The following is a 26,031-nucleotide window of genomic DNA, read 5'->3' as shown; positions in this document are numbered from 1 at the left end:
CGTCTATTTACTCGAGAGTAAGCCAATGAGTCAATTTTTTTATATTCATCCGGAAAACCCGCAAGTTCGCCTGATTAATCAAGCGGTCGAAATTTTGCGCAACGGCGGGGTGGTTGTGTATCCTACCGATTCCGGCTACGCCTTGGGGTGCATGATTGGCGATAAGCACGCAATGGACAGAATCGTGCACATTCGTCAATTACCCGAGGGACACAATTTTACGTTGGTGTGCAGCGATTTGTCGGAATTATCCACCTATTCTTTGGTAACTAATTCCGCTTACCGTTTGATTAAAAATAACACGCCGGGGCGTTACACATTTATTTTAACGGCAACCAAAGAATTGCCGCGTCGCTTAATGACGTCCAAGCGCAAAACCATCGGCATTCGCGTGCCGGATAACCAAATTGCGTTGGATTTACTAAAAGCCCTTGGTGAACCGATTTTATCCTGCTCGTTGATGCTACCGAATGAAGAACATTTGACGCAATCGGGTCCGGAAGAGATCCGTGATCGTTTGGAACATCAGGTGGATTTAATTATTCACGGCGGTTATTTGGGACAAGAACCGACAACGGTGGTGGATTTAACCGGAGACACGCCGGTAATCTTGCGTGAAGGCAGCGGCGCGGTTACGCCATTTATTTAGATTAGATACTTAGTTAAATTAACACAGACGCTTGGGAAAGCGACACGAGGATTTATGAAACCCACAACAAAACGCACTCAAAATCGACCGCACTTTTCGTCGAACAAAGATAAAAATGCGACGGCGAAGCCGCGTCCGATCAGCAGCGCAAGCAAAACCTCCGCGGCAGAAGGCGAAAAATTACAAAAAGTGTTAGCCCGTGCAGGACAAGGTTCGCGCCGTGAAATCGAAGCTATTATTGCGGAAAACCGGGTCAGTGTGGATGGTAAAATTGCCACTTTAGGCGATCGGATTAATGTGTATGCCGGCGTGAAAGTGCGTATCGACGGACATCTGATTAATTTAACCCAAGCGCAGAAGGAAGTGTGCCGTGTGTTGATGTATTACAAAGCGGAGGGTGAGCTATGCACCCGCCACGATCCGGAAGGGCGCGCCACCGTCTTTGATCGTCTGCCGCGTTTAACCGGCGCCCGCTGGATTGCCGTAGGGCGTTTGGATATTAATACCTCAGGTTTATTGTTATTTACGACAGATGGCGAATTAGCCAACCGCTTAATGCACCCGAGCCGTGAAGTGGAGCGCGAATATTCCGTGCGTGTGTTCGGGCAAGTGGATGATGCCATGTTGAACCGTTTGAAAAAAGGCGTGCAACTGGAAGACGGTCCGGCAAATTTCAAAGAAATTAAAGTCGTTGGCGGCGTAGGCATGAACCAATGGTTTGACGTGACCTTAATGGAAGGGCGCAACCGTGAAGTGCGTCGTTTATGGGAATCGCAAGGTATTCAGGTCAGTCGTTTGATTCGCATTCGTTACGGCAACATTAAACTGATGAAAACTTTGCCGCGCGGTGGCTGGCAGGAAATGGAACTGGCGGATGTGAATTATTTGCGTGAACTTGTCGGTTTGCCGCCGGAAACGGAAACCAAATTGGGTGCCAATAAAACCCGTCATAAACCGAAATTCAGTCAAATCCGTAAAGCAGTAAAACGTTACTCAGAATTAAATAAACGTTATAAAAAATAGCAAGAATAGCTATAGATAAAAGAGGAAGTTATGAAATTTCAGCAACTTCGTTACGTGGTTGAGATTGTGAACCAAAATTATAATGTCACGGAAGCTGCACATGCGTTATACACCTCCCAACCGGGAATTAGTAAACAGGTTCGTTTATTGGAAAATGAGCTTGGTTTGGAAATTTTTGATCGTCACGGTAAACATATTAAAGGGCTTACGCCCGCCGGTAAAAAAATCGTGGGTATTTCCCGGGAATTAATGGTGAAAATGCAAGCGATTCGTTCCGTGTCCGACGAATATACTAAACCGGATCACGGTGTGTTGCGCATTGCCACCACAAACACCCAGGCACGTTATATGTTGCCTCATGTGGTAGAACGTTTTGCCAAACGTTATCCTGATGTGAGTTTACACATTCATCAGGGTTCTCCAATGCAGATTTATGATGTGCTATTGTCCGGTGAAGTGGACTTGGCAATTACCACGGAAGCTCAATATTTATTTGATGGCGTGGTGTTGCTGCCATGTTATATGTGGAATCGCTCGGTCATTGTGAAGTCAGATCATCCGTTAGCCAAATGTGAGCTACTGACTATCGAAGAATTAGGCAAATATCCTTTAATTACTTATACTTTCGGCTTTACCGGCGTTTCCGATTTGGATTATGCCTTTAATGGTGCCGGTATCCTGCCGAATATTGTATTTACCGCTACCGATGCGGATGTTATCAAAACCTATGTCCGTTTAGGCTTAGGTGTGGGCATTATGGCGTCCATGGCGCATACGCCGGCGGATGTTGATTTGGTGGCACTTAAAGCGGATCATTTATTCCGCGCCAGCATGACGCAAATCGCCTTTAAACACGGCGCTTTCCTGCGTAATTATATGTATGATTTTATCAACTATTTTTCACCGCACTTAACCCGTGAAAACGTGGAACGGGCAGAGCGTATGCACGACAATAATGTGGTGAAAAGATTATTTGATGACGTCAGATTGTAAACTTTGTAATTGAAAAGTTGGCTTTTCGCACATTGAATTTGCAACGACGAACACCCGCCCCCCCTTTTTACTAACATTGATATAGGAAGCAAAATGTCAAATTTACAACAACTTATTGAAAACGCTTTTGAAAAACGCACTGAAATTACACCAAAAACCATTGACGTACAAACCCGTGCGGCGGTTGAAGAGGTGATTGAAGGCTTGGACAGCGGCAAGTATCGTGTTGCCGAAAAAATCGACGGCGAATGGGTGACTCACCAATGGTTGAAAAAAGCGGTCTTGTTATCTTTCCGTATTAACGACAATCAACTTGTTGACGGTGCAGAAACCAAATACTACGACAAAGTCCCATTGAAATTTGCCGATTACACCGAAGAACGTTTCCAACAAGAAGGCTTCCGTGTAGTGCCGTCTGCTACCGTACGTAAAGGCGCATATATTGCTAAAAACTGCGTGTTAATGCCGTCTTATGTGAATATCGGCGCTCACGTGGGCGAAGGCACCATGGTAGATACTTGGGCAACCGTAGGTTCCTGTGCGCAAATCGGTAAAAACGTGCACTTATCCGGCGGCGTGGGTATCGGCGGTGTGTTAGAACCGTTACAAGCCAACCCGACTATTATCGGCGATAACTGTTTCATTGGTGCCCGTTCCGAAGTGGTAGAAGGCGTTATCGTGGAAGACGGCTGCGTGATTTCCATGGGCGTATTCATTGGCCAATCCACCAAAATCTACGATCGTGAAACCGGCGAAGTGTATTATGGCCGCGTACCGGCAGGTTCCGTGGTGGTTTCCGGCAGCCTTCCGAGCAAAGATGGCAGATACAGCCTCTACTGCGCGGTTATCGTGAAAAAAGTAGATGCGAAAACCTTAGGCAAAGTGGGTATCAACGAGTTATTACGTTCTATTGAAGAATAACAATTAAGACCGACCGCACTTGAAAAACATTTTCCTGTTCAAGTGCGGTTTTATTTTATCTCTACTTTTTTAAATTCAATTTTTCGGCATAGTAGATAAAATATCTCATTTCACTTACGCCTTCCAAATAATATGATATTGCCGATCGTCTTCGCGGTGGGAAATGAGGAATTTAGCGAAGATGTTGTCCATTTCATCTTGTTTGTTTACCAGCCCGATCCAGACTTCTGCGTATTCTTGCGGGTCGATAAGTATGCCGATTTGTTCTTCCCAGTTGTCAGCGGTTTCCACAAATTCTACTGCGCCGTGTTCTTCAAACTGGAGGTTGAACAGCATAATATCTGCCGGGTCTAAGTTTTCCGGTGCCATTTCAAGAAAAATATCGTAGGCAATGTCGATGGCTTTATCAGGATCAAGCCGGGTTAATTCTGTCATTTTAGGTTTCCGGTAAGTTAAATTCGGCGCACATCATAACATAAGCCAGTAAGAAGTGCGGTCGAAAAAAATGATGTTTTTTCCAACCGCACTTTTGGGGCCTTCGTTCCGATAACCTTCTATCGCTTTACTAAAAATCATTGCCGGCAATGGACCGATTGGTGACAATGTGTATACCGTACACTATTAAGGGTTAATAGCAATCGTATAATGGTTCGCAACGTTTGTTGTTGCAGGCGATGATGTCTTTTTTGTCCGCATGCGGAGTTGTCAGTGAATCGTAATAGTAGAAGGGACGGAGAGTTTACTGTGAAGTTATTTTTCTACTATGCAAAGGATAATAGCCATATTTAGTGCGGTCATTTTTATATGTGTTTTTAAATAATTATAAAATGTTTAATAACTATTAAAAATGATGATGTGTGAATATAGAAAAAAGGCATGTGAATGACGCCCTCATGCGGTTTGTCTTAAAGTTTTTTTACCGATTTACGCATTACTAATTCAGGGTGAATTTCAATAGTTTTTCGTTGATCGGATTTGTGATTAATGCGTTCAAACAACAAATTTACCGCCTGTACCCCCAAACGGGATTTGGATTGGTGAATGGTGGTCAACGGCGGCGAATAAAAACGGGAGGCGTGAATATTGTCGTAGCCGATAATGGAAATGTCGTCCGGCACACATAAGCCTTTTTCGCCGATAGCAGAAATTGCCCCTAACGCCATAACGTCGTTGCAACAGAATACGGCGGTGGGTAGGGTTTCTTGACGCAGAATTTTGTTCATACATTCATAGCCGTCTTCCGGTTCAAAAAAACCTTCCATGACCCAGTTCGGGTTAATTGCCAGCCCGGCTTCCTGCATGGCGTGTACGAAGCCTTCATAGCGGGTTTTCGCTGTGGTTTTGTTCAGTTCACCGGCGATAATACCGATATTTTTATGTCCGTTTTCAATCAGATGTTTAGTCGCCAGATAGCCGCCGTCGAAACTGTTATCCTGAATAATATTCGTATGGGCATTCGGGCCCCAATCCATCACCACCATTGGAATAGAAGAAAATACCGTAAGTAAATCCTGCGGATCCTGCAAATATTCGGAACACATCACCAAAATTCCATCAACACGTTTTTTTGCCAGCATTTCCAAGTGATTTTTGATCTTTTCCGCATTATTTTGCGTATTACATAAAAACAGAGAATAGCCTTGGCGATAGCAATGTTCTTCCACCGCATGAATGATTTCGGCGAAATAAGGGGCTTCGCTGGTGGTGACGATCATGCCGATGGATTTGGTAGTGTTGACTTTTAAACTGCGCGCCACCGCACTGGGTGAATAATTCAGATCTTTTATTGCTTGCAAAACCTGTTGTTTGGTTTCAGCGGCAACAAAACGGGTTTTATTGATAACGTGGGATACTGTGGTGGTCGATACGCCTGCCATTTTTGCGACATCTTTGATGGTAGCCATAATTTTCTCCGTAAATATTTTGGCTATTATAAAGATTGAATAGGTTTTGGTTAAGGAGAATCGCGGGAAATCCGATGAAAAATTACACTTTTTTACATTTGGCTGGTTTTTTCTGTGAATTTTTTGTTAGAATGCACCGCGGGTTACTATAAACAGGAAAAATGAGGTAAAAAAATGGGTACGTTTGGTTATGCAATGATGATGGTTGTGCTTTCTCTCGGCTTAATCCTGGTGTTGGCGTTTGCGATTTTCTAATTGAAAAATAACTTGAAATCGAACCGCACTTTAATCACCTAAAGTGCGGTTTACTTTTTTGTTAAATCTTGATTGCCTCCCGCCAGTCCGTTACGGATTTTATTTTCAAAAAACGCATAGTCCACTAAAAACGCATCATGTCCGTAATCGGAGTTGAATTCGTAATAATTCAAATTGACGCCGTATTGCTCCAGTAATTGTTTACTTTTGCGTAATTCCGGCAGTTTGAACAGCTGATCGTTATCCACCGAGACCAGTGTATAACGGGCTTTGATTCGAGAAAGAGCGGTTTTTAAATCGGCATAGCCGATGCTCGAATCGTATAAATCCAACGCGCGTAATAAATGCAAATAACTGTTGGCATCGAAGCGCGCCAGAAATTTTTGTCCTTGATAGCTTAAATAGGATTCCACTTGAAAATAGTCGCCCTGCAAATGACCTTCCGCTTTGGTGGCGCGTCCGAAGGCTTTGCTGAGTTGGACATCGGTGCGATACGTGAGCATACCGAGCATACGGGCGATGGCTAAACCTTTGTCCGGGCGCTCGCCGTCATAATAATCGCCGTTATTGAAATTTGGATCGTTCATCACCGCTTGGCGCATGACGTGATTAAAACCGATGGCTTCCGCGCTCAAGGAAAGGGAAGAGCATAGATTAACCACATTGGAGACGAAATCGGGATAATCAATCGCCCATTGGGTTGCCTGCATACCGCCAAAGGAACCGCCGATAATGGCGTGTAAATGCGGAATTTCAAGAAAATCCAGCAGCGCTTTTTGCACTTTGATGATGTCTTGCACGATAACCGCGGGAAATTGGCTGCCGTAAGGGCGATTGGTTTGCGGATTAATTGAGGACGGACCGGTCGTGCCTTTGCAGCCGCCAAGTACGTTGGAACAAATAAAAAAATAGCGGGAAGTGTCCAATGCTAAGCCATCGCCCATAAAATTTTGCCACCAGCCTTCTTGGTTTGTGCTTTTATCAAAATAAGGTTCGGCGTCGCCGGTAAGCGCGTGGCAGATTAACACCGCATTGCTTTTATCCGCATTCAATTCACCATAGGTTTGATAAGCCACGTCAATTTGTTGAAGTTGACCGCCTAAAACGAGGTGTAAAGGTTGATGGGTAAAAATAGTGGTTTTTTTTATTGTCATTGCCGAGTCCGACGCAATTCTTATTGTTATGGCTAGTGGGGCATAACGTTACATCTTGCCTTATACCTTGTCAAGAAATTTTAGCCGTCTAAACATCTGGAAGTTTTGAAGTCTATAAATAAAGAGATTGGACTTGAATTCTGTGTTTTTTTTCTTTATGTTGAGCACCAGTATTTTTTGACAATAATGCTAATGAAATTGAATTTAAAAGAAAAGTTACAAGCTTATTTAACTGCGACGCAAATTAAACGGATTGGCCGTTATTTTGCCTTGTTTTTTGCGGGTTTTGCTTTGTTATTGATCGTTGTGGATCAAATTATTGGTTATTATGTGCGCAAAGATATTTATTATGACATCGACAAAGTGCCGAACCGCCCGTATGGTTTAGTGCTTGGTACCTCAAAATATTTCTCCAATAACACACTAAATCTGTTCTATTATAATCGTTTACTTGCTGCGCAACGTTTATTTGAAGCAAGAAAAGTGGACTATCTGTTGTTAAGCGGTGATAACCGCACATTGCAATACAACGAACCGCGTACCATGTTGCAGGATTTGAAGAAAATGGGTGTGCCGCAAGAGTTTATTTATCTGGATTTTGCGGGCTTTCGCACATTGGATTCGGTGATTCGTGCCGATCAGGTATTTAAAGCCCATTCCCTGACGATTATTTCGCAGAAATTTCATTGTGAACGCGCTTTATTCATCGCTAAATTCCACAATATTGACGCCATTTGTTTTGCGGCGGATTATCCGCAGGTGTATTCTTTCGTGCGTGTACGGGAATTTTTTGCCCGTTTGCAGGCTGTGTGGGATTTATTGGTAGAAAGGGAACCGCACTTTTTGGGGGCGCCGGAACCTTTGCCCCCGCCGGTGACGATTCCCGATGTTAACAGTGATATTTAATAATACTGCGGGTTAACGGCGTTGTATTGACGCTGTTTTTGTGTTTCTTCGACATGGCATCAAAGGTCAATGTCAGCAAAGATTGCGACACTTTGTCATAATCCTGCACGCTGCACAGTACTCTGTTTTCCAGTAGCTCTAACATCTCAACATGCCCGAAGGTGGCAATCACTAAGTCTTTCGGCACCTGTCCCAGTTTTTGCAACAAGACCAATAACACTCCTTCCAACAAGGTAAAAGACGTGGTGAAAATTGCCGTTGGTAACGGATTATTTTCTAACCATTGGGCAAAACATTGCGCCGCTTCGTTTTTACGGAACATATCGCCGTAAAGATATTTGGCGGAAGCCTTCCGATACCTTAATGCCGAGCGAAATCCTTCTTCCCGTTCCCGGCTTGTCGGCAAATCCGGTAATGCACCGAAGAACAAAATTCTTTTTTGATGAGGGATTTTCAACAATTCCTTCGTTAAACGATATGCATCGCCTTCGTCGTCGGTCAGGGCATTCACCACTTTCGGGGAGCTAATACGGCGATCAAAACCGATAATCGGCACGCTGGCGTTTTGGTAAAAATCTGTGTTCGGTGGCAGTGCTGAGGAAACCAACAATGCATCAACCTGACGTTGTAATAAATGTTTCACGCAATCTTGCTCATTTTCCACTTTGTCGTTAGAACAGGCGATGAGTAGTTGATAGCCTTTTTCCCGTAAACGATTTTCCAGATTATTGGCGATTTTCGCATAACTGATATTTTCAAAATCGGGAATCACTAAACCGATGGTTTTACTTTTCCCCACGCGCAGGCTTGCCGCCATGGCGTTAGGTTTAAAGTCATACTGTTTAATCAAGGCTTGGACTTTTTCGATAGTGCTATCGCTTACACGATACTGTTTGGCTTTTCCGTTCACAACGTAGCTCACCGTGGTGCAGGAAACGCCCGCAAGCTTGGCTATTTCATCTAATTTCACATTAACTCCTTAAAATGTCAGAAATAGATAGTTGATTGATTCCGAATTAACTAAATATTGGTTGTTAAAATGAGAGTATAAATCCATGCGGATTATAACACTTTAGTGTGATAAAAATTGAATAAATGTCCACAAAATTATTAAATAATAGAAGAAATTGCATAATTTGATTTATGTACAATGTATATTCATAAATAATCATTGATCACAATGAATCTTTACTAGTCGGAAAGAAAATGGGCTTTTAGAATAGACATGCTTGTTACAATAGTAAAAGGCAGAAAATTTACAGAGGTAAATAGCTAGCAGTACAAGCTGGGATGCATGTACCATAAAAGTGAACTAAAGAGAATTCTATAAAAAAAGAATAGAAAGTTTTTCACCTGAAATGTGTAAAGAATTAGAGTTTTATGTTTATCGTTTAATTGATCCAAGAAATGGTTAAACTTTTATACTGGTAAATGAAAGGATCACCGTGTTTTTTAACATGTAAACACCTCTGTTTAGTATGATAAAAAAATTGATGATTACTAGGGGAAAGATGAAATTTCCCTCAACTATTTGAGAATTAGAGAAATTCATAATGCAGGTTTAAAGGTTATTCATATTATTGACCGTTATAAAATGACACATAAGATTGCTCATGAAGTTGAGGGTGCATTAATTTAGGCTTATCCAGGATTTTCAAATATTCAAAGTGGGGCGGGAATAATGAATATAGTGTAATAAATGCTTCTCATCTTGAAATAAAGTATTATAATGATGCCGCGCGCGATAAATTAACCACTTTCAGCGCGATAAATCAAATTTAATTTTATTTCACATAGTAAAATATTGTTACAAAAAGAAGTTTGTTTATTACAGAGAAATTCCTTTTTAGTCGGTTTAACTTCGGGTATTTTAAGAAAAAATCTCTGTAATTTTTACAGAATCAAAATTGATAACGCTACGCCAATTTTGCACACCGAATTTTTAAATATTAGATTTGTTGAAGACGGACGCAAAGATAGCGTAGTAAAATTTGTCTCTACCCTTGCACCATCCACTCCGCCGTTTTATTGCTTATTATCTGAATTGAATGAAGAAGAATGATTAGTAAGGCTTAGCGAAAAAACTAAACCTTTATTCTATATAAAATTATACACTAAATTATCTTCATATTGCCCTTGATAGTTGAGGTTTGTCTTAATCGTAATTCTTTGGGCGCCATCAAATGCCTGCCAGTTATTGACTTTATCTTCACACATATACTCAATAAACCGCACGAACTCGCTTTTTGTCGATGAGAAGAAGATATACGGTGGTCGTGTAATGTTAATTAAGCGTAGGAAGTCGATAAGATCGAAATAATGCGCTTGCTTATAGCTCTCTTGTTTCGTACACAAATATGGCGGGTCTAACATAAATACCGCCCTTTCGTCATTGATAAAACGCGGAAGTAACGTGTGGAATGATTCATTGGTAATCTCTATACCATCCAAATAACCATGGGCATTTGGATAATCTGATTTTCTAATACAATTCCAAAAATCTTTATGATAAAGATCACTAAGTGTTGCGACTTGCTGACCGCTAAATAATAGCCAACTGGCTAAGCAGTTTAAATCCTTATAACTATCAAATAGTTCGATTTCTTTGGATGGTTTTCAAGGCACTATAACCATATGTACAATTACTGTCAAAAATGATTTTAAGGTTATCGGCACAAGTGCACTGGTAAGTAAGTAAAACTACAATACAGAGATCTGTAAACAGATCGCTTATCAAAATTTGATAAATTGTGATAGCTAGAGGAGCATTTATTAAAACAGCGTATTTATGAACAATGTGACTAAAAAGTTATTCTACGCAAGGTTGGTTTATTTACTTAAGCCGATTTTGCAAAATATTAACTGTTGAAGATAATATGATAATGAGTTATCTAACTATATGATGATATACCAAAATGGTTTATTTTATTTTGATGTAGAAATTGAATTTGATATAGTGCGTAGATAACAAATAAAAGTTCTTTATCAAATAAAAAATTAGTATAACTATACCTTATTTCAAAATGAAGGAGGTATAGTACCATCTCAATATTTGCATGAATCTAAAGACGAAAATTATGTAAATAAAACCACGACTTTACAATATTGTGGATTACTTATCATGTTGCCTGCTTAGATATATTAACACTCTAAAAAATGTTATTTTGGGGTGCAGATCAAAGTGCGGTCAAAAAGCACAATGGATTTTGACCGCACTTTTTCGTATTAAGGAATTAATTTCCTGCCAGCTGTTTAATTTGCGCCGTGCCTAAATGTCCCGGTACGGTTTTTTGGATATTCAAATCCGTATCAAGCAATACGCTGGAAGGGTAGCCACGCACTTTGGCACGTTTGAGGGTTTCGCCATTTTCATCTAATAATACAATGATATTTTTATAATCTAATCCTTTGTACCAGTCGATGAAATCTTGCGTTTCTTTTTCCCCTTTTTTGCCCGGTGAAACTATGGTAATTACATCGAAGTTTTTGTTCGGCTCTCCACTTAATTCGTTGATTTCCGCTAATCCGGCCAAGCAGATCGGACACCAAGATGCCCACATTTTGACATAAACCGGTTTGCCTTTGCTGGTTACCTGATCCAGTGTAACCGTGGCGTTGTTAAGATCTTTAAACTGCACATCTTTCAATGAATTTTCTCCTTCTGCGAAGCTGTTCAAGCTAACTGCCATCAGAATTAATGCGATAAATTTTTTCATAATCATGTATCCTTTTATTGTAATTTATTAGTGATGAGTAGAATCCCCATGACGATAATGAGTAAACCACCGATAATTTTAAATTTGTCTAAGTGTTTGTTTAGTGCTTTGGTGCGTTTTAGTAACTCTTGTGAGAATAAAGAGAAGAGTACAAACGGCGTTGCCAAACCTAATACATAAACCAACATCATAGAAGCACCGTATAGAGCGGAACCTTCATCGCCGGACAACGCCAGAACAGATGCTAAAATCGGTCCAATACAAGGTGTCCAGCCAAGGCTGAAGGTAAGCCCTAGGAAAAAGGCTTCAAAAGAGGCACTTTTGCCTTCAGTTTTTACTTCAACTACTTTGGTTCTTTCTAGGAAATTCAATTTGATAATACCTAATTGATGGATTCCCAGAATAATCACGATAATGCCGGCAATAATGCGCACGTTATCGTTAAAGAATAAATTGCCTAAAAATCCGAAGCTGAAGCCTAGGCTGACGAAGGTTAAAGATAAACCTGCAATGAACAAAAAGGTGTTCATAATTTTTCTACCGCCTTTCGCCAAGATGCCGAAATAAATCGGGATAATGGGGAAAATGCAAGGCGACAAAAAGGAGGCTAAACCCGCTAAGAATACGGTGCCGATTAATAATTGTTGATCAAACATTCTTTACTCCTTTACAGCATTGGTTAGATAACCATAGTTTTCTTTTACCATGTCTTCTAACGGAATAAATTTAACTGCGGCACTATTAATGCAATAGCGCAAACCGCCTTTGTCTTTTGGACCGTCATCAAAAACATGTCCTAAATGAGCTTTACCACTGCGGCTTATTACTTCCGTTCTGAGCATGTTGAAACTGTGATCGTCCTGATAGGTGACGACCTCTTTTGTAATCGGTTTGGTGAAACTTGGCCAGCCACAACCGGATTCAAATTTATCTTTAGAAGAGAAAAGTGGTTCACCGGTGGTGACATCCACATAAATACCCGGTTTAAAGTTATCCCAGTATTCGTTGCTGAAAGAATGCTCGGTATTTTTGTTTTGCGTGACGCTATATTGCAGCGGGGTCAATTTAGCTTTCAGTTCCGCATCGCTCGGTTTCGGATAATCTTTTTCGTCAATAATAACATAATTGGCCTGTTCCAAATCAATATGGCAATAGCCGTTTGGGTTTTTCTTCAAATAATCCTGATGGTATTCTTCTGCTACGATATAGTTATGTAGCGGTTCCACTTCAATCTGAATTTTATTTTTATACTTTCCTTGCAAAGCAGTAATTTCTTTTTCAATTATAGACTTATCAGCAGTATCTTGATAATAAATACCGGTACGATATTGTCTACCGCGATCATTACCTTGTTTGTTCACGCTGGTCGGATCAATAACTTGGAAATAGTATTTTAACAATTTATCCAAGGAAACTTTATTGCGGTCATAAGTTACTTTGACCGTTTCTGCATGATCGGTAATGCCGATCTTTTGGTAATTGGTTTTGTCACTTTTACCATTAGCGTATCCTGAAATCGCATCTTCCACGCCGTAAATGCGCTCCATATAAGCCTCTATGCCCCAGAAGCAGCCACCAGCCAAATAAATTTCGTGAAGATCTTTTTTAGCTTCGGACATATTGCTTTTCTCCATAGTTTGTTGAACGTTACTTTCTGCCATAACGGTTGTCGGGATTGCTGCACAAGATAAAATTGCGGCTAACGCCACAACTAATTTTGATTTTTTCATAATAACTCCTTCATAATTTAGCATAATGAAAATGGTACCTTTTCATATACGTTAGACGGAGTAGGGCGCAAATGCTTACAGATTATTTTTATTATTTTTCGGTTAACCTAAAAATTATTATTGTAAATAATAGGTTATGCTAAAAATAAATTTTATCAAGTTACGTTCCAAGCTATACTATGTTCCTTTTTGATTTATTGCGGGAATAGGACCGTATGAAAAAAATAGAACAACTTTTTGCCAATAATTACCGCTGGGCAACTCGTATGAAAGAGGAAAATTCCACCTATTTTCAGGAATTGGCGGAGCACCAGCAGCCCCATTATTTGTGGATCGGTTGTTCGGACAGTCGTGTGCCTGCGGAGAAATTAACCAACCTGGAACCGGGAGAATTATTTGTGCATCGTAATGTTGCAAATCAGGTGATTCACACCGATTTAAACTGCCTTTCCGTAGTGCAATATGCGGTGGATGTGTTGAATATTGAGCATATTATCATCTGCGGACATACGAATTGCGGCGGTATTCATGCGGCAACGAACGATCAGGATTTAGGGTTGATAAATAACTGGTTGTTACATATTCGCGATATTTGGTTTAAGCACAGTCACTTGCTTGGTAATCTTTCCCCGGAGCGCCGTGCCGATATGCTGACAAAATTAAACGTTGCGGAACAGGTATATAACCTGGGACGTTCGTCTATTGTGAAAAATGCCTGGAAGAATGGGAAAAAATTGTCGTTGCACGGTTGGGTATATGATGTAAAAGACGGCTTTTTAATCGACCAGGGCGTGATGGCGACCAGTCGTGAAAGCCTGGAAATTTCTTATCGCAATGCTATTTCCCGTTTGTTGAAATTAAATGAAGAAGAAATGTTGAAAAAGGCGCACGAGCTGGATGCGGAATAATCGCTGTTTAGCGTAATCTTATACAGAAAAGGGCGGGTATAGCCCGCCTTTATGATAAAAAAACATCTTTAAAAGCAACCGCACTTTTGGTGGGTTATCTTAGGATTAGTTTAAATAATTGAACACCTTAATCACTTTCGCTACCCCCGCCACGTTACGCGCGATTTTTGCGGCGGCGTTGGCTTGATCCTGAGTAACGTTACCCATCAGGAATACTTCGTTATTTTCGGTGACGACTTTGATGTCGCTGGTTTTTACTTTGGAATCAATCAACATCTTGGATTTGATTTGGCTGGTGATCCAACTGTCTTTGCTGATTTGAGCGAAATTCACTTTGGGGCCGACGCGCACTTCGTTGTACACATCATTGACGTTTGGTACGCCTTTCGCCAAACTGGTGGCGACTTCGCGCAAACTTTCGTTTGGAACCTGACCGGTCAATAACACACGACCGCTGTAAGAGGTGACGCTGATACGCGCTTCGGATTTAAGTTGTTGGTCTTTTCTGATTGCCGAATCCACGCGGGTTTCAAGGGTTTCGTCATCAATTTGTGTACCGAAGGTTCTTGGGTCGGTTGCCACTTTGGTTGCTCCGGCAACTGCGGCGCCTCCGATGGCGGCAGCAACGCAACCTTGTAATAACATTGCGCTACCGAAAATTAATACCAGTTTTTTTAATGGACTTGTTAACATGGTCATCTCCTTTATGTGTAACAACCGGGCGCTAGTGTGGCGTGAAACGTCCGATTTTGTCAAGTTACGAATGTGAAAATAATTGAAAATCAATGAGTTCACACATACTGTTAATAATGAATAAATGGTTCTCCAGTATGCGACTTTCCTTACTGCTCGGCACGGCGATTTGTAAATCTTTGTCTGTCAAAATTCCCTGAATATGATCGTTACTGTTACCCGTTAAGACAATCACATTAATCTCTTTGTTCACGGCATGTGTAATTGTATTGAGCACATTTTTTTCATTTCCTAAAGGTGCGAATGCCACCAAAATATCGCCGGACCGCGCGATGGCGCTGAATTGGTGTTGATACAGTTTTTCCAGCGTATTGTCGGAAACGAAAGTGGAACCGACCGCACTATCCAGGCTCAATAACACGGAAGGAAAACTCGGACGTTTTAGATCATAACGGTTAAGCAAATTCGCCACCAGACATTGCGCATTAATGTAAGAACGACCGTCACCGCAGACAATGACTTTATTACCACGCAACAGGCAGGCAATCAGGTGTTGCGTCGCTTCGACGATTTGTGCGCTGAGCAGGCTTTTTGAATAAATATGAGTTTTAATATTTTCCTCATATAAATCATTGAGTTTGTTTTGCATAGTGAAAGAATATTAATCAAGAAAGTTGGAGATCCATTGAATGTCTTGATCGGTTTTACCAAACGCGACCAAATCGAAACGGCAATCGGTGTCTTCTAAACTTTGTTCCCGTTATGCCAGCCAAAGTGCTGCCGCATTCAGCCAGCGTTGTTGCTTTTGCCAATCTACGCTTTCCACGGCAGAGCCAAAATGATCATTTTTACGTTGGCGCACTTCCACAAATACGATGGTATTTTGTTCCAACATAATTAAATCCAGTTCGCCGCACTTGAAATTTTGGTTGGCGGCGAGAAATTTCATGCCTTTAGATTCTAAAAAGAGGCGAGCTTTTTGTTCAAATCTCGCCCCTTGTTGACGTTTTGGTGATAACATCGGTTCCACTTAATTCAATACCTGAATACCGCCGTTTTGGTATTGGAACCAGGTCATATCACGTTCGATATTGCAATTCGGACCGGCGCTTAATTTACCGGTTAAACCGTCAATGTTATAGCCCGGCACTTGGCGAAGTTCATTGAAGTGGTTGATTAATAACCAGGAATCAGCACCCATCGCATATAAACGCATTAAGGAATAATCGTTATTGGTTTCGGTCGCCACTTTTTGATATTGCGCGGAATCCGTATCTTTAAAGAATGGAATATCGCTGAATTGCAGTCCGTTCATCAATAAACGGTATTCCGGACCGTTATTGGAAGAGTTGCTGCGTGAGCTGGCGTACAATTTAATGTTGTTGCCGCTGTTATCAATCACGCCTTTCAAGTCGGATAATTCTTCACTTTTCGCAACGATATAAAGCCCTTGTACGCTTTGTCCTTGGAGCGCAACGCCGACATCACCGGCTTGGTTGTAATATTTGATATTTGCATCGGTGCCGGCTAATTGTTGCCAACGCACATTAAATGCGGTTGCGGTGCGTTGTCCTAAATCATTTTGCGGCACCGCGACCATCGGTTCGCGAATGCCGTCACGCCACATTTTGTTGGCGGCGGATTCCGCTTCGTCTTCAGGCGATAAACCATAGTAACAAACCTGACCGATAGCGCGGGCATTCGGGGTAGAATTCAATGCAAGCACATCTAAACCCTGAATAGCGGACGGATTGTTCAAAATAACATCTACGTTTTGTTTCAATAACGGACCGATAAGGGCGCGTACGCCTGCTTGTCTGGCTTGTTCGATGATTTCGTTCATCGGGGTGGCTACGGTGTCGTACACCTGCACCTGAATGGTGGTATCTTCGCCTTTTGCCGCATCAAAACCGGATTTGATGGTATTGCCCAAAACCTGACCGTTACCGCTTAACGGTAAAAGCAAACCGATTTGTGAAAGGGCAGTTTGTTGGAAGTTAAATAAACCTTGTAACTCGGTTGGGAATAAATAGGCGGCGGAGTGGTTCGGATAGGATGACTTCCAGCTTTGTAATGCCTGACTTAATTGAGTCGCTTGATTTAAGTTATCGTTATAGGCGCGGGCTAGTGCCAACCAACCGGCTAACGCCAAATTGCCTTCATCGGACGTATTGTGGATTAAACCACGATTAGTACGACGTAATAACGCCCAAGTGCGGTCATTATTTTCCTGTTTTCTTTGTATGTCGCTCAACACATGATCCATTTCAATGCGCGCTTTCACCGCATCAATAATGGCATTTTGGTTTTCTGCAACACGGGCTTTCACTGCGTAATAACGCCCGACCTGAGAGGAGCTTAATTGGGTTAAATCAATGCCTTTGAGTAAGTTTTCCGCTTCGTTATTTTGACCTTTCACTGCCGCAATATCGGCATCAATCAACGTTTTATCCAATAATTGTTCCGGATTTAACTCGGTCAATTCATTTAATAAAGATTGCGCTTGCGCCACTTTATTTTCGGTAACTAAAACGCGTGCAGCTAAAAGTTTATAGGTTTGCTGATCTTCAATATCTTGTGTTTGTCCGATTTTGTTCATGTAAAATTCGGAGCTCGCATTCGCATCTTTTTTTAGCTCGCCGGTGAAGCTGCTGCCGAAGAAATTCGTCGTACAACCGGCTAAAAAGAGCGTAAATAAAAAGGGCATTAATCGATTTTTTAAATTAATGCGTTGTAATAGAATAGGCATAATTACTCCATTGGTTTAAATAATCGGAGCGATCTTACTTATCTCACCAACTAAAAGCAAATAAAAGAAGCACGAAATGAGCAATTCAAAAGGAATTTTATACATCGTCGCCACCCCTATCGGCAATTTGCAGGACATCACCCAACGGGCGTTAGACACCTTCCAAAAGGTGGATTTAATTGCGGCGGAAGACACCCGTCACAGCGGATTATTATTAAGCCATTATGGCATTAAAAGGCCATTTTTTGCCTTACATGATCATAACGAACAACAAAAAGCGGGTGCCCTGGTGGAAAAGTTGTCACAAGGCATCAACATCGCGTTAATTTCCGACGCGGGGACACCGCTTATCAGCGATCCTGGATTTCACTTAGTGCGTCAATGTCGTCAGGCGGACATTCAGGTTGTGCCGCTGCCCGGCGCTTGCGCGGCAATTACCGCTTTATGCGCTTCCGGCATTGCTTCCGATCGTTTTTGCTTTGAAGGTTTTTTACCGGCGAAAAGTAAAGCCCGTTTGGACAAACTGAAAAACGTCGCCGAAGAAGACCGCACTTTAATCTTCTACGAATCCACCCACCGCATTTTAGACAGCCTTACGGATATGCAAACGGTGTTCGGTGGCGAGCGTTATGTGGTTTTAGCGCGCGAAATTACCAAAACCTGGGAAACCATTCATGGCGATCATTTGGCGGATTTGCTGGCTTGGCTGCAAGAAGAACCCAATCGTACCAAAGGCGAAATGGTGGTAATTGTCGAAGGCAAAACTAAAGAAGAAAACGCCGAAGAAATCTCACCGCAAGCCATCAAAGCCCTTGAACTCATCAGTCGCGAATTGCCGTTAAAAAAAGCCGCCGCCATTGTGGCGGAGCTTTACGGCTATAAGAAAAATCAGTTGTATCAGTTCGGATTGGAGTTTTTGAGTTAAAAGTGCGGTGGTTTTCCTCAGTGTTTCTTATTCTCCCTAGGCGTGTTTAGTCAATACGTTGGCATGCTATTCTCTCCCAAATTTTTCATTAAACTGAAAACTAAATCCACTATCTGAATTGTGCATAGTGTTAAGCGTGATCATGATCACAATATTCGAAAATTGTCCGCGTCTTTGTTTCCTTTGATTTCGTTTGCTATGATAAAATGAGCATAAACGAACATTTAGATTTAAAAATGAACAGATTTATATCAAATTCGAGGTGGAAAATGCAAAGAAATATTGAACTTGAGAAAGTAACGAGTACGGATAAATGGGATTTTATTGTCATCGGTGGTGGCGCCAGCGGTTTAGGGATTGCTTTAGATGCCGCATCTCGTGGCTATAAAACCTTGTTGTTGGAAGGTTATGACTTTGCAAAAGGGACTTCAAGCCGTAGTACCAAATTAGTTCACGGCGGCGTGCGTTATTTGGCGGCCGGCGATGTGGCGTTAGTGAAAGAGGCGTTGCGTGAACGTGGTCGTTTAGCAAAAAACGCGTCCCACCTGTTCAAAAATCAGAATTTTATTATTCCTAACTATAATTTTATCGACAGCGTGAAATACCGTGTCGGGTTGGGGTTGTATGATTATTTGTCCGGCGATTTAAGTTTGGGTAAAACCATCGCGATTAATAAAGACACCACGATGCAGCGTTTATCAACCTTAAACGGAACGGACTTGAAAAACGGCGTGGTATATAAAGACGGTCAGTTTGACGATTCCCGCTTGGCGATAAATATCGCGCAAACCGTGGTTGAACAAGGCGGTACCGTGCTTAATTATGCGAAAGTGACTGAGTTGTTAAAGGACGGGCAAGGTAAAATCAACGGCGTTAAATTTACCGATGAATTAAACGGCGAACAATATAGCGTGCATGGTACGGCAGTGATTAACGCCACCGGTGTATTCATGAATGAGGTGTTATCCATGGATCACGGTACCGATAAAAAATTCGTGGTGCCAAGCCAAGGGGTGCATTTGGTGTTGGATAAATCCTTCTTACCGAGCGATGACGCGTTAATGATTCCGAAAACTTCCGACGGTCGTGTTTTATTCGCGGTGCCATGGCATGAAAGATTGGTAGTAGGAACAACGGATACGCTGGTGAAAGAACCGTCTTACGAACCTGTTGCGTTGGAACAGGAAATTCAATTTATTTTGGATACGGCAGGTCAATACCTCACCAAGAAACCGACCCGTGATGATGTGTTGAGTATTTTTGCCGGTTTACGTCCGTTAGCGGCGCCGGAAAAAGCCGGTCAAAGCACGAAAGAAGTGTCCCGTAGCCACAAAGTTGTGGTCAGCGATAGCGGTTTGGTTACTATTACCGGCGGTAAATGGACGACCTATCGTCAAATGTCGGAAGATACGGTGGATGAAGCTTTGAAAGTGCATCCGCAATTAGCGAAAAAAGCCTGTGTCACCACGAAGTTAGCGATTCACGGTAAAATTCCGGCGGAACAGGTAGATTTGAAAAATCACTTATACATTTACGGTGCCGACATCCCGGCAATTAAAGCCTTGGAAGCGGAAAATCCGGCAATGACAGAAAAAATTCATCCGCGTCATCCGAATACCATTGCCGAAGTGGTTTGGGCGGCACGTCAGGAAATGGCGCAATCTGTGGAAGATGTCCTTGCCCGCCGTGTGCGTTTGTTGTTCCTTGATGCCCGTGCGGCGATGGACAGTGCTGCGAAAGTGGCAAATATTCTGGCGAAAGAATTAGGCAAAGATGCGCAATGGGAAAAAGAACAAACAGAAAAATTCTTAAACATTGCGAAACACTGTTTGCTTGTGGATTATATGCCGCAAGTCTAGTCAAGAATATTCAATGAGCTCTTAAAGGCAATTTTATGTTGCCTTTTTTTGTATTTACATAACGGTAACGAAGTATTTTCCTTTTTTACAAATCAACCCTAAGCAAAAATAATAAATTGGTGTTAAAATATTGTTAATTAAATTTTGCAATTTTTTTATTTAGTTTAGAGGTAGTTATGAAAAACATCGTTATTGTCGGTGGTGGCGCCGGCGGGTTAGAACTTGCCACCCACTTAGGCAACAAACTTGGACGCAAAAAACGCGCCAATGTCACTTTAATTGATCGCAACCAAACCCATTTATGGAAACCGTTATTGCATGAATTGGCAACAGGCGCATTAGATGACGGCGTAGAAGCTTTGAGTTATCGTGCCCATGCCTGCAATCATCATTTCAATTTTGAGCAAGGCTCCATGGTTGGCTTAAATCGTCAGCATAAATATGTAGAACTTGCCCCGGTTTACGGTGAAGACGGCGATATGATCGTGGTTTCCCGTCGCATTCCTTATGATTATTTAGTCATTGCCATCGGCAGTAAATCCAACGATTTCAATACTAAAGGTGTGGCAGAAAACTGTATTTTCTTAGATAACCCGTCACAAGCCATGCGCTTCCAACACAAAATGTTGGAGCTGTTCCTTAAATTCCGTGAAAATCAAGCCCTGGACGATATTGGTGAGGAAGAGAGTAAACAACAATTAGTAGAAGACGGGCATATTAATATTGCCATTGTTGGCGCGGGTGCAACGGGCGTGGAGCTTTCCGCCGAACTTTATAATGCGGCAGAGCATTTGTCTTCTTATGGATACGGTCAAATTGACAGTAGCCGTTTAAAAGTCACCTTGGTAGAAGCCGGTCCGCGTATTCTGCCAGCCTTGCCGGAGCGTATTTCTAATGATGCCACGGAAGAATTACGTAAACTCGGCGTGGATGTAAAGACTAATACGATGATTGTTGAAGCTAAGAAAAAACAATTGGTGACAAAAGATGGTCAGTTAATTCCTGCAGATTTAATCGTGTGGTCGGCAGGCATTCGCACGTCAGCTATTACAAAAAATTTCGATGGTTTGGAAATTAACCGCATCAATCAACTCGTTGTGAAGAAGACATTACAAACTACAAACGATAGTACGATTTTTGCTATGGGGGACTGTTGTTTCTTGATGCAAGACGATGGAAAACCGGTTCCGCCTAAGGCGCAGGCAGCCCATCAAATGGCAAGTTTATGTGCGAAAAATATGGTTGCTTTATTTGATAATAAGCCGTTAAAAGACTTTGAATATAATGATAAAGGATCGTTGGTTTCCTTATCGGAATTCACCGCTTTTGGTGCCTTAAGCGGTAAAATCACGGGTGGTTCTTCGATGACCATTGAAGGGAAAATCGCGCAATGGGTATATGTTTCGCTTTATCGTATGCACCAGGCGGCGCTACACGGTTGTTTTAAAACCGGTTTGATTATTGTGGTAGGGCATTTGAATCGTTTCCTACGCCCATCATTAAAGTTGCATTAATAAAAAATGTTGTTTTTTATGACCGCACTTTATTTGTAACTGCACTTTAAATGAAAAAAGCACCTTAGAGGTGCTTTTTTGTTTCTTATGAGATTTATGAGATTAAAGTGCGGCCACAATTTTATCTATTTCTGCTTTCGCTTGCGCTTGTGCTTTTTCAACCGCTTCAGGACCAAAACCAATGCCTTCTGCATACACGAATTGCACATCGGTAATACCTACGAAACCTAAAATCATTTTTAAGTATGCCGTGACGATATCGGAAGATTGATTTTGGTGGAACCCGCCGAATACAGCTAATACCACGGCTTTTTTGCCTGTTAATAATCCTTCAGGGCCTTCCTCCGTATATTGAAATGTTACGCGAGGGCGTGCAATGAAATCAAAATAGCTTTTTAATTGGGTAGGGATATTAAAATTATACATCGGTGCATTGATGATAATGGTGTTTGCGTTTTTAATTTCGGCGACTAATTCATCAGATAACGCCAATAATGCGTTTTCTTCCGCTGTCGTCGGTTGACCGCGTAGGGCGGTTGTGGCAGTGGCACCAAAGTGGGGAAGTTGATTTACTGCAAGATCGCGCACGGCGATATTTTTGCCTGTAAGCTTGCTTTCCAAATAATCAGATAATTGATTGGTTTGTGAACTGTCTGCCAGAATACTGGATTTTAATACAAGAACGTTGTTCATTTTGTTCCTTCCTAAATGAATGAGTGAAAAGTGCGGTCATTTTAACGAATGTTTTTTTTAAATAAAGGCTTTTCTTTTGAAAAGCACTATTAACGATGGGTTAATAATCCGATTTATTTGAGAGATAAAGTAGCTTTAAGGAAAGGCTTCTCCTATAATCTGGTCTCTTGTTAATAATATGAAGGAAAAATTATGTGGTCGGAAATTTTTATTGGTTATGGTGTATTTCTTTTGGAAGTTATCACGCTATTACTTGTGATCGCCGCCGTGGTCGCGATGATTATTGCAATTAAACAGAAAAAAGCGCATTTGCACGGTGAATTGGTGATTACCGATTTATCCAAGGAATTTGAGGAAAATGGTAAAAAATTAAGCGATTTTCATCTCACCGAAGACGAATTAAAAGCGGCGGAAAAAGCCGAGAAAAAAGCGGAAAAAGCGAAAGCAAAAGCATTAAAAGCGCAACGTAAAAAAGGCGAAAATCCGGCAGAAGAACGTAAGCCAACTCTTTATGTTTTACATTTTAAAGGGGATATTTCTGCTTCGGAAACAGCAGCGTTAAGAGAGGAAATCAGCGCTATTATTCAAGTTGCCAAACCCACTGATGAAGTTTTGGTATGTTTGGAAAGCCCGGGCGGTGTTGTACATGGCTATGGGCTCGCTGCCTCTCAATTAATGCGTTTGAAACAACGCAACATTAGATTAACCGTTGCCGTGGATAAAGTAGCAGCAAGCGGCGGTTATATGATGGCCTGTGTTGCCGATAAAATTGTATCCGCACCGTTTGCTATTATCGGTTCTATCGGTGTGGTAGCGCAGATTCCAAATGTTCATCGCCTACTAAAAAAACATGATGTGGATGTGGACGTGATGACGGCAGGCGAATATAAACGCACTATGACGATTTTTGGTGAAAATACCGAAAAAGGAAAGCAAAAATTCCAACAGGAATTAGAAGAAACTCATCAGTTATTCAAGCAATTTGTCGCACAGAATCGACCGCACTTGGATCTGGATAAAGTAGCAACAGGGGAACATTGGTTCGGTCAGCAGGCATTAAATTTAAATTTAGTGGATGAGATTATGACCAGCGATGATTTGCTATTACAGGCGATGAAAGAGAAATCGGTTATCGGCGTAAAATATGCGGTGAAGAAATCGTTATTACAAAAAGTCGGTAAACAGGCGGAAGAAAGTGCCGATAATATTGCTTTACGTTGGCTTAAGAAAAATGAAAGAACATTGATATAACATCCTATTTTTTTCGATTCTATTTATACAGATTGATTAAAAATAGAAAATTCGGATTTACTTTAATCCGTTTTGTAATTACCATACGGAGCTGAAATTGAAGTTGCACTATTGCTTTTTGAGCCTTCTTTTTATTATATCTATGGTTCCTTTGGATTGTTCTACTCACCTAAAAATAAGGTAAAACAGATGAAATTATCACATTTCTTATTATCTGCAATCGCAGCGGTAACTCTTGTTGCTTGTGGTAACTTAAGTAAAGTATCTAAAGAAGGTACTCCTGCCGAAGGTTCTGAATTAGTATGGCCTCAAATTGAAAAATCTACATTTAATCATAACGGTAGCCAATTCGGTTCCTGGCCGAACTGGGACAATGTTCGTATGATTGAAAAAGGCATGAATAAAGATCAGCTTTATAACTTGATTGGTCGTCCGCACTTCGCTGAAGGTTTATTCGGTATTCGCGAATGGGACTATGTGTTTAACTATCGTGAAAACGGCGAGCACAAAGTGTGCCAATATAAAATCTTATTCAATTCCAACATGAACGCACAAAACTTTTATTGGTATCCGAATGGCTGTAACGGTAACTCTTCTTATTCTTTAACCGCCGATTTCTTATTTGATTTCGATAAAGATACGTTAACGGTGAAAGGCAGAGAAGTGGTTGATAAAGTGGCGGCACAATTAAAAGAATCCAAAGCGCAGGAAGTGAAAGTTGCCGGTTATACCGACCGTTTAGGTTCCAAAGTGTATAACATGGATCTTTCCCAGCGTCGTGCAGATCGTGTTAAAAACCGTTTAATTGAACAAGGTATTGATGTTCAAATTAATGCAGTTGGTTACGGTGAAGCTCACCAAGTTCAAGCCTGTAACAATGTTAAATCCAGCCAATTAATCAGCTGCTTGCGTCCAAACCGTCGTGTTGAAATTTCCTCTTCCGGTATCACACCAAAAGATGAAAGTAAACAAGTTGGCGGCGAAATAGGACCAACTCCGTTATATCAAAAATAATGGTTAAATCAGAGATATAAAGAAAGGGCTAAATGCCCTTTCTTTTTTTGTGTTGTGCTTATAGATTTTCATAGCGTTGCAACACATCATGCACCCATTTATTGGCAAGTGCCACATAATTGCCGTGGAAGCGGCTGCTGAAGTTAAGCAAATGATAAAGCTGATACACGATTTTTCGATCCTGATAGCCTTCTTCTAACGGAAAAGTGCGGTCATAATTTTCATAGAATTCACGCGGGAACGGTTCAAATAATTCGGTAAACGCCAAATCGCATTCCCGATCCCCCCAATAACACGCCGGATCATAAGTAACCGTATGTCCGTCAATATTGGCACAATTTTCAATCCACAAATTACCATGTAGCAAAGACGGCTGCGGCTGATGTTTTGCCAACAGCGTTGCCACGGCTTTGATGATGGTTTCCGTATCACCGAAATGCAGTTGTTTTTCCGCGCAAAGCTGTAATTGCCAGCCAATCCGCTGTTCGCTGAAAAACTTCGCCCAGTGGTTGCTCCATTCGTTCGGTTGATATTGCGGACCAAGCCAAGTATCAAAAGACAAACCGTAGTTTTCTGAGCCGTGATATTGGTGCAAACGGGCGAGTTGCTCACCGAATTCCGCCATATTTTGCGGCGTATTCGGTTGCATATTTAAGCCTTCCAATAACAAAAAACTATGATTTTGCGAGCATCCCACACCATACACTTCAGGCACGCGTACGGTGTTGGTTTTGCTTAAAAGGATCAATTGATCCGCTTCGGCGCGGAACATGGAACGGTAGGACTTTTCATTCAGTTTTACGAAGACGGGTTGAATGCCGTCATTAATGAGCCAAGATTCATGCATTTCGCCCGTATGAATTTTGGTTTTATTTTTGATGGAATAATACGCCCCGAATTGATCAGCTAAAACTTGAGAAATCGATTTCCACATACCATGTTCCTTTTTTTCAGTTAATCATGTTTATAGTGTAAAAGATTGAGAAAAAATTACTGTGACTCAAGTCAAAATTTAGACATTTGGTTGTCATTGTAAAATATGCTAAAATTGCGCGCCGCACTTGGTTTGTCCGCTTGTAAGGATGATAAAAGTGCGGTGGTTTTTTTAAGCGTTTTTTAAATGAAATGAAACAAGTCACCTTGCGTATGGGTGACCACTGTAGAAGGATTTATT

The 26,031-nt window shown here is 41.5% G+C and carries 24 protein-coding genes and 2 pseudogenes; 12 read left to right on the top strand and 14 right to left on the bottom strand.

The window, feature by feature from the left end; translation table 11 throughout:
• Positions 1-25 precede the first annotated feature (25 nt).
• The 4 genes from LIN98_RS06865 to dapD all read left to right on the top strand — a co-directional run bounded on the left by LIN98_RS06865 (position 26) and on the right by dapD (position 3,586).
• Positions 26-649, top strand: a complete 624-nt coding sequence (locus LIN98_RS06865) for an L-threonylcarbamoyladenylate synthase (protein WP_005569592.1) — start codon at positions 26-28, stop codon at positions 647-649.
• A gap of 54 nt (positions 650-703) precedes the next feature.
• Positions 704-1,672 carry a 23S rRNA pseudouridine(2605) synthase RluB gene (gene rluB, locus LIN98_RS06860; RefSeq protein ID WP_005567219.1) on the top strand — a complete coding sequence of 323 codons (969 nt, stop codon included), beginning with the start codon at positions 704-706 and terminating at the stop codon, positions 1,670-1,672.
• Between the two features lie 30 nt (positions 1,673-1,702).
• Positions 1,703-2,665 carry an HTH-type transcriptional regulator CysB gene (gene cysB / locus LIN98_RS06855; RefSeq protein ID WP_014167762.1) on the top strand — a complete coding sequence of 321 codons (963 nt, stop codon included), beginning with the start codon at positions 1,703-1,705 and terminating at the stop codon, positions 2,663-2,665.
• 93 nt (positions 2,666-2,758) lie between these two features.
• A complete protein-coding gene (dapD, locus tag LIN98_RS06850) occupies positions 2,759-3,586 on the top strand; it encodes a 2,3,4,5-tetrahydropyridine-2,6-dicarboxylate N-succinyltransferase (protein WP_005546477.1) in 828 nt (275 codons plus the stop codon).
• Between the two features lie 114 nt (positions 3,587-3,700).
• On the opposite strand, the gene LIN98_RS06845 is transcribed toward dapD, so the two are convergent.
• The 3 genes from LIN98_RS06845 to metX form a co-directional block, all read right to left on the bottom strand.
• On the bottom strand, positions 3,701-4,021 hold the full coding sequence (locus tag LIN98_RS06845) for an HI1450 family dsDNA-mimic protein (protein ID WP_005567220.1): 321 nt from the start codon (positions 4,019-4,021) through the stop codon (positions 3,701-3,703).
• Positions 4,022-4,491: 470 nt separating this feature from the next.
• Positions 4,492-5,490: an HTH-type transcriptional repressor PurR gene (gene purR, locus LIN98_RS06840; protein WP_005567221.1), complete on the bottom strand. Its 999-nt coding sequence runs from the start codon at positions 5,488-5,490 to the stop codon at positions 4,492-4,494.
• Positions 5,491-5,795: 305 nt separating this feature from the next.
• Positions 5,796-6,899 carry a homoserine O-acetyltransferase MetX gene (gene metX, locus LIN98_RS06835; protein WP_005567222.1) on the bottom strand — a complete coding sequence of 368 codons (1,104 nt, stop codon included), beginning with the start codon at positions 6,897-6,899 and terminating at the stop codon, positions 5,796-5,798.
• A gap of 192 nt (positions 6,900-7,091) precedes the next feature.
• Between metX and LIN98_RS06830 the strand changes: the two genes are divergently transcribed.
• Entirely contained in the window at positions 7,092-7,805 is a 714-nt protein-coding gene (locus LIN98_RS06830) for a SanA/YdcF family protein (RefSeq protein ID WP_005542400.1), read from the top strand.
• Here the strand turns inward: LIN98_RS06830 and cra are convergent.
• Positions 7,789-8,775, bottom strand: coding sequence for a catabolite repressor/activator (gene cra, locus LIN98_RS06825; RefSeq protein ID WP_005546465.1), 987 nt, complete (start codon positions 8,773-8,775; stop codon positions 7,789-7,791). The genes LIN98_RS06830 and cra overlap by 17 nt on opposite strands.
• Before the next feature lie 834 nt (positions 8,776-9,609).
• Here cra and LIN98_RS06820 point away from each other — a divergent pair.
• Positions 9,610-9,867, top strand: coding sequence for a hypothetical protein (locus tag LIN98_RS06820; RefSeq protein ID WP_005575249.1), 258 nt, complete (start codon positions 9,610-9,612; stop codon positions 9,865-9,867).
• 35 nt (positions 9,868-9,902) lie between these two features.
• On the opposite strand, the pseudogene LIN98_RS06815 reads toward LIN98_RS06820, so the two are convergent.
• The 4 genes and pseudogenes from LIN98_RS06815 to msrB form a co-directional block, all read right to left on the bottom strand.
• Positions 9,903-10,412 (bottom strand): annotated as a pseudogene (locus LIN98_RS06815) (hypothetical protein); the annotation flags it as partial.
• 626 nt (positions 10,413-11,038) lie between these two features.
• Positions 11,039-11,521: a redoxin family protein gene (locus LIN98_RS06810; protein ID WP_005546459.1), complete on the bottom strand. Its 483-nt coding sequence runs from the start codon at positions 11,519-11,521 to the stop codon at positions 11,039-11,041.
• 14 nt (positions 11,522-11,535) lie between these two features.
• On the bottom strand, positions 11,536-12,177 hold the full coding sequence (locus LIN98_RS06805; RefSeq protein WP_005546457.1) for a cytochrome c biogenesis protein CcdA: 642 nt from the start codon (positions 12,175-12,177) through the stop codon (positions 11,536-11,538).
• Positions 12,178-12,180: 3 nt separating this feature from the next.
• The gene (msrB, locus tag LIN98_RS06800; RefSeq protein ID WP_005546455.1) at positions 12,181-13,251 is read right to left on the bottom strand and encodes a peptide-methionine (R)-S-oxide reductase MsrB; all 1,071 of its coding nucleotides are present in this window, start codon (positions 13,249-13,251) and stop codon (positions 12,181-12,183) included.
• Positions 13,252-13,466: 215 nt separating this feature from the next.
• Here msrB and can point away from each other — a divergent pair, with 215 nt between their 5' ends.
• On the top strand, positions 13,467-14,159 hold the full coding sequence (can, locus tag LIN98_RS06795) for a carbonate dehydratase (RefSeq protein ID WP_005567500.1): 693 nt from the start codon (positions 13,467-13,469) through the stop codon (positions 14,157-14,159).
• A gap of 105 nt (positions 14,160-14,264) precedes the next feature.
• Here can and dolP read toward each other — a convergent pair whose 3' ends face one another.
• From dolP to LIN98_RS06775, 4 genes and pseudogenes are all read right to left on the bottom strand, one after another.
• Positions 14,265-14,852, bottom strand: coding sequence for a division/outer membrane stress-associated lipid-binding lipoprotein (gene dolP, locus LIN98_RS06790; RefSeq protein WP_014167765.1), 588 nt, complete (start codon positions 14,850-14,852; stop codon positions 14,265-14,267).
• 64 nt (positions 14,853-14,916) lie between these two features.
• Positions 14,917-15,501, bottom strand: coding sequence for a D-sedoheptulose-7-phosphate isomerase (locus LIN98_RS06785; protein ID WP_005546449.1), 585 nt, complete (start codon positions 15,499-15,501; stop codon positions 14,917-14,919).
• Between the two features lie 12 nt (positions 15,502-15,513).
• Positions 15,514-15,873, bottom strand: a pseudogene (locus LIN98_RS06780) (YraN family protein).
• A 9-nt stretch (positions 15,874-15,882) separates the two neighbouring features.
• Positions 15,883-17,601, bottom strand: coding sequence for a penicillin-binding protein activator (locus tag LIN98_RS06775; protein ID WP_014167766.1), 1,719 nt, complete (start codon positions 17,599-17,601; stop codon positions 15,883-15,885).
• A gap of 76 nt (positions 17,602-17,677) precedes the next feature.
• Here LIN98_RS06775 and rsmI point away from each other — a divergent pair, with 76 nt between their 5' ends.
• From rsmI to LIN98_RS06760, 3 genes are all read left to right on the top strand, one after another.
• Positions 17,678-18,526, top strand: a complete 849-nt coding sequence (rsmI, locus tag LIN98_RS06770; RefSeq protein WP_005546443.1) for a 16S rRNA (cytidine(1402)-2'-O)-methyltransferase — start codon at positions 17,678-17,680, stop codon at positions 18,524-18,526.
• Between the two features lie 269 nt (positions 18,527-18,795).
• Complete coding sequence (locus LIN98_RS06765) at positions 18,796-20,385, top strand: glycerol-3-phosphate dehydrogenase/oxidase (protein ID WP_005589337.1); 1,590 nt, start codon at positions 18,796-18,798, stop codon at positions 20,383-20,385.
• Positions 20,386-20,561: 176 nt separating this feature from the next.
• Positions 20,562-21,899 carry an NAD(P)/FAD-dependent oxidoreductase gene (locus LIN98_RS06760; RefSeq protein WP_005546438.1) on the top strand — a complete coding sequence of 446 codons (1,338 nt, stop codon included), beginning with the start codon at positions 20,562-20,564 and terminating at the stop codon, positions 21,897-21,899.
• A 102-nt stretch (positions 21,900-22,001) separates the two neighbouring features.
• Here the strand turns inward: LIN98_RS06760 and LIN98_RS06755 are convergent, their stop codons facing one another.
• Entirely contained in the window at positions 22,002-22,592 is a 591-nt protein-coding gene (locus LIN98_RS06755; RefSeq protein WP_005546436.1) for an NAD(P)H-dependent oxidoreductase, read from the bottom strand.
• A gap of 192 nt (positions 22,593-22,784) precedes the next feature.
• Here LIN98_RS06755 and sohB point away from each other — a divergent pair, with 192 nt between their 5' ends.
• A complete protein-coding gene (sohB, locus tag LIN98_RS06750) occupies positions 22,785-23,843 on the top strand; it encodes a protease SohB (protein ID WP_005546434.1) in 1,059 nt (352 codons plus the stop codon).
• A gap of 189 nt (positions 23,844-24,032) precedes the next feature.
• The gene (locus tag LIN98_RS06745) at positions 24,033-24,857 is read left to right on the top strand and encodes an OmpA family protein (protein WP_249856096.1); all 825 of its coding nucleotides are present in this window, start codon (positions 24,033-24,035) and stop codon (positions 24,855-24,857) included.
• A gap of 58 nt (positions 24,858-24,915) precedes the next feature.
• Here the strand turns inward: LIN98_RS06745 and LIN98_RS06740 are convergent, their stop codons facing one another.
• Positions 24,916-25,791 carry a fructosamine kinase family protein gene (locus tag LIN98_RS06740; protein WP_249856095.1) on the bottom strand — a complete coding sequence of 292 codons (876 nt, stop codon included), beginning with the start codon at positions 25,789-25,791 and terminating at the stop codon, positions 24,916-24,918.
• Positions 25,792-26,031 lie beyond the last annotated feature (240 nt).

Source organism: Aggregatibacter actinomycetemcomitans (assembly GCF_023518055.1).
Taxonomy (GTDB): Bacteria; Pseudomonadota; Gammaproteobacteria; order Enterobacterales; family Pasteurellaceae; genus Aggregatibacter; species Aggregatibacter actinomycetemcomitans.
The sequence above is the reverse complement of the archived record's forward strand: the minus strand, read 5'-3'. Positions and strand labels throughout refer to the sequence as shown.

Bases quoted from the DNA above. Each gene is read 5' to 3' on its own strand.
- LIN98_RS06785 (WP_005546449.1), bottom strand. From the start codon at position 15,501: ATGCAAAACAAACTCAATGATTTATATGAGGAAAATATTAAAACTCAT.
- cysB (WP_014167762.1), top strand. From the start codon at position 1,703: ATGAAATTTCAGCAACTTCGTTACGTGGTTGAGATTGTGAACCAAAAT.
- metX (WP_005567222.1), bottom strand. From the start codon at position 6,899: ATGACAATAAAAAAAACCACTATTTTTACCCATCAACCTTTACACCTC.
- LIN98_RS06740 (WP_249856095.1), bottom strand. From the start codon at position 25,791: ATGTGGAAATCGATTTCTCAAGTTTTAGCTGATCAATTCGGGGCGTAT.
- LIN98_RS06760 (WP_005546438.1), top strand. From the start codon at position 20,562: ATGAAAAACATCGTTATTGTCGGTGGTGGCGCCGGCGGGTTAGAACTT.
- LIN98_RS06745 (WP_249856096.1), top strand. From the start codon at position 24,033: ATGAAATTATCACATTTCTTATTATCTGCAATCGCAGCGGTAACTCTT.
- LIN98_RS06810 (WP_005546459.1), bottom strand. From the start codon at position 11,521: ATGAAAAAATTTATCGCATTAATTCTGATGGCAGTTAGCTTGAACAGC.
- can (WP_005567500.1), top strand. From the start codon at position 13,467: ATGAAAAAAATAGAACAACTTTTTGCCAATAATTACCGCTGGGCAACT.
- LIN98_RS06755 (WP_005546436.1), bottom strand. From the start codon at position 22,592: ATGAACAACGTTCTTGTATTAAAATCCAGTATTCTGGCAGACAGTTCA.
- sohB (WP_005546434.1), top strand. From the start codon at position 22,785: ATGTGGTCGGAAATTTTTATTGGTTATGGTGTATTTCTTTTGGAAGTT.
- LIN98_RS06805 (WP_005546457.1), bottom strand. From the start codon at position 12,177: ATGTTTGATCAACAATTATTAATCGGCACCGTATTCTTAGCGGGTTTA.
- dolP (WP_014167765.1), bottom strand. From the start codon at position 14,852: ATGTTAACAAGTCCATTAAAAAAACTGGTATTAATTTTCGGTAGCGCA.
- LIN98_RS06765 (WP_005589337.1), top strand. From the start codon at position 18,796: ATGCAAAGAAATATTGAACTTGAGAAAGTAACGAGTACGGATAAATGG.
- msrB (WP_005546455.1), bottom strand. From the start codon at position 13,251: ATGAAAAAATCAAAATTAGTTGTGGCGTTAGCCGCAATTTTATCTTGT.
- rsmI (WP_005546443.1), top strand. From the start codon at position 17,678: ATGAGCAATTCAAAAGGAATTTTATACATCGTCGCCACCCCTATCGGC.
- dapD (WP_005546477.1), top strand. From the start codon at position 2,759: ATGTCAAATTTACAACAACTTATTGAAAACGCTTTTGAAAAACGCACT.
- rluB (WP_005567219.1), top strand. From the start codon at position 704: ATGAAACCCACAACAAAACGCACTCAAAATCGACCGCACTTTTCGTCG.
- purR (WP_005567221.1), bottom strand. From the start codon at position 5,490: ATGGCTACCATCAAAGATGTCGCAAAAATGGCAGGCGTATCGACCACC.
- LIN98_RS06775 (WP_014167766.1), bottom strand. From the start codon at position 17,601: ATGCCTATTCTATTACAACGCATTAATTTAAAAAATCGATTAATGCCC.
- LIN98_RS06865 (WP_005569592.1), top strand. From the start codon at position 26: ATGAGTCAATTTTTTTATATTCATCCGGAAAACCCGCAAGTTCGCCTG.
- LIN98_RS06830 (WP_005542400.1), top strand. From the start codon at position 7,092: ATGAAATTGAATTTAAAAGAAAAGTTACAAGCTTATTTAACTGCGACG.
- LIN98_RS06845 (WP_005567220.1), bottom strand. From the start codon at position 4,021: ATGACAGAATTAACCCGGCTTGATCCTGATAAAGCCATCGACATTGCC.